This window comes from Streptomyces sp. LBL (genome assembly GCF_029893585.1).
GTDB lineage: Bacteria > Actinomycetota > Actinomycetes > Streptomycetales > Streptomycetaceae > Streptomyces.
Map to the genome: position 1 here is coordinate 1 of NZ_JARXYX010000084.1, position 2725 is coordinate 2725.

A 2725-nucleotide genomic window follows, 5' to 3' on the forward strand; every position below is an offset into this window, starting at 1 on the left:
AAGGCGGAGGTGTCACGGCCGAGGTCGCCGGCATCCGGGAAACCGTCCGCGACCGCGTCGGCAAAGCACGACATGCCCACGATCACATCTTCGGGAGCCAGCCGCCGCACACTGGGGCGCCGTGTCAGATAGCGCCCGTACTCGTCACCGTCCACCCACCAGGACCGGCTCTCAAGATCCTCGACGATGAACCGCATGGGCAGCGCGTGCCCGGTCGAGAAGTACGCCTTCAGCCCGGCCCACGGCACATCTTGGGCGCTACCCACCTGCTGATCGGTGACAGGGTCGCGCGTGAGGAACTTCTTGGCCTGGGGAAGGTGCCGGAAGGCCTCTTCCCTCGATGCCAGGTCCGCGTCGGTGAAGCTGGCGCGACCGTGGGTGTCTCCGTCGAGCGCCAGGGTCGCCGTCTTGATCGAGCTGTCCGGGATGAGCGTCCCGTCGGTCGTACGGACGAAGCCGTCCTTCGCGGCCTCCAGATCCTCCGGCCGCAGATCACCCGGACGCCCGGGGAACCAGTCCCCCAGCGGCTTACGGGATTTCCGCGGGTCGGTCACCACGATCTGGCTCACGCCGGTCTTCGGGTCGGTCTGCGTCCCCACAGCGCCGCTGTGCGCCCACACCGTTTTGCCCAACTTCGCGGCGGCCCCGCGCGGCAGTTCCAGACCCTGGGCACCCGCACCCGGAATCACCAGCACCACCGGAACATCGGCGGGAAGACCCGCCAGATCCGGATCCAGCGCCAACAACCCGATGAACTCATCCATCGGCACCCGCCGGGGAGAGCCACCCGACAACGACACCATCACATGATCATGACCACCCTCGGCCACCACCACATACGGAGGCTTCGCCCCGGCCTTGCGATGCCAGAGCCCGTCGATGGGCCGGCCCGGAGGACCACCCTCCGCCTGGAGGGTGTACGAACGCGTCTCCAGCTTCGAAACCGGCTTCCCCGTCAGATCACGGCCCACACGCCTGCCACTCGGCGAGCTGATCCTGTTGCCCGAGGACAGCGCACCATGCTTCGCCAGGTGGTAAACGCCCAGCTCCGCCAGGCTGTTCGCCCGACCGGCCGCCATCGCCTCATTCACCAGCGCGTACAGCTCCCGCCGCTGCCCACTCCCCACATGATCATCCGCACCCAGATGCAGGACGCGACGCACCAACGGCTCCGGGGCGAACAACCCCCCACTCACCGCCGGATCGGAGTCCGCCCTGCGCAGCGCATCCAGCCGCTCCACAGCCTCCGAGTAACGCGACCGCGTGACCTCGACCGTCACCCGCTCCGGCCGGTCCCTGCCACCGCTGCGTACATCCCGTACGTCCGTGCTGATCGCGAAGTCGGTGCGGTCAGGCAGCCGGGCGCCGGGGGGCGCGTCCTGATGGGCTCGCCGGAGGAACGCACGGACGTTGTCCCGGAGCGCACCTGCCACGGAGTCGACCCGACCCCGAGCCCTGTCGGAGACCCCCCGGCCGCCCCGGCCCCTCGCGGACGCCGCGCCGCCGCTGTGCCCGGTCACGGCCATCCGGGGCAGCGAGATATCGGCCAGCGCGTCCCGCGTGCCGACCTCGATCAACTGGTGTGCCAGATCGGCGACGCGATCACGCTGACGTTCGTCGAGAACCGAGGAGTCCCTCGCGAAGGTGACCTGGGACCGGGCCGGCAGGGCCTGCGGCAACGCGGCACCGAGCGCGGAGCCCACCGTTCCCAAAGCTCCGGCCCCCGCGCCGGTCACGGCCTGCGCCGCGGAACCCGACGGCGCGTTCTGGTCCGGGCCCGCGTTGGTGATCAGAGCGGAGGTGGGGACCGCGGTGTCGGACGGGCCGTTCGTCACGAGATCGGCGGGGGCCGAGTCATCAATCGTGGAACCGGCATCGACGTCGGCGGACGAGCTGTCCGACGGTGTGTGGGCGGTCGGCGTACCGGTATCGGCGGGCGCGTTGGTCGTCGGCGCGGCCGACGCCTGCCCAGCGGCGGCGGTACGGGGCCTCAGGCGCGGGGGCCGGTCGTGGACCCAGTGGCGCTTCTGCCCGGGGTCGGCCGTCACCACGATGACGCGGGTACCGGTCGCGGGGTCGTCGTGTATGTCGAAGGGGACCGTCAGCGCGAACACGCTTCGCGCGGTCGCCTCCCGGCGTGTGAGGCCCATTGACATGGCACTGCTGCCGGTGTCCGCGCCCCTCACGAGCAACGCGACCGATATGTTGGCGGCACGGATGTTCAACCATGTGTCGTGGACGAGGAGTTCGGCGATTTCCTCGGCGGGCACCGGGCGGGTCGTGCCGTCCGGCCAGGGCATGTCGATGTGGTCGGGTCCGCCGTCCGCCACCACGAAGAACGGGAGGGCCTCCCCGGGTATCTCGCCGAGGGAACGGACGTTCCACGGAGTGTATTTCGGGGTGCGCGCGCCCAAGTCCGCGCCAAGGGTGCCGTCGGGGGACGTCAGATAGTAGGCGGTTTCCAGCGGCTTCGTGGATCGCTTGCGGGTCCAGTCACGTCCCCGAGCCTCGCTGTCGGGCGTCTTGATCAGCGTGTCCGGGGAGAGCATGTCGTTGAGTTGCAGGTGGTACGCGGCGAGGGCGATCGGGTTGTGGACGTTTCGTCCCGCTGCCGCCGCGGCCGTGATCGTCCACACCAGTTCCGCGTGGCGCACGTCGTCGTACGGGCCGGGGGAATCGCCGAGGTGCAGCACCTTGGCGGCCAGGGCCTCCACATCGGGGGTCG

Annotated in this window: 1 protein-coding gene; it reads right to left on the reverse strand. The window is 70.1% G+C overall.

Annotated features, from left to right (window positions below):
- Nucleotides 1-2725: lonely Cys domain-containing protein (locus M2271_RS42340; RefSeq protein ID WP_280892803.1), on the reverse strand; the 2725-nt coding region annotated here is incomplete at both ends.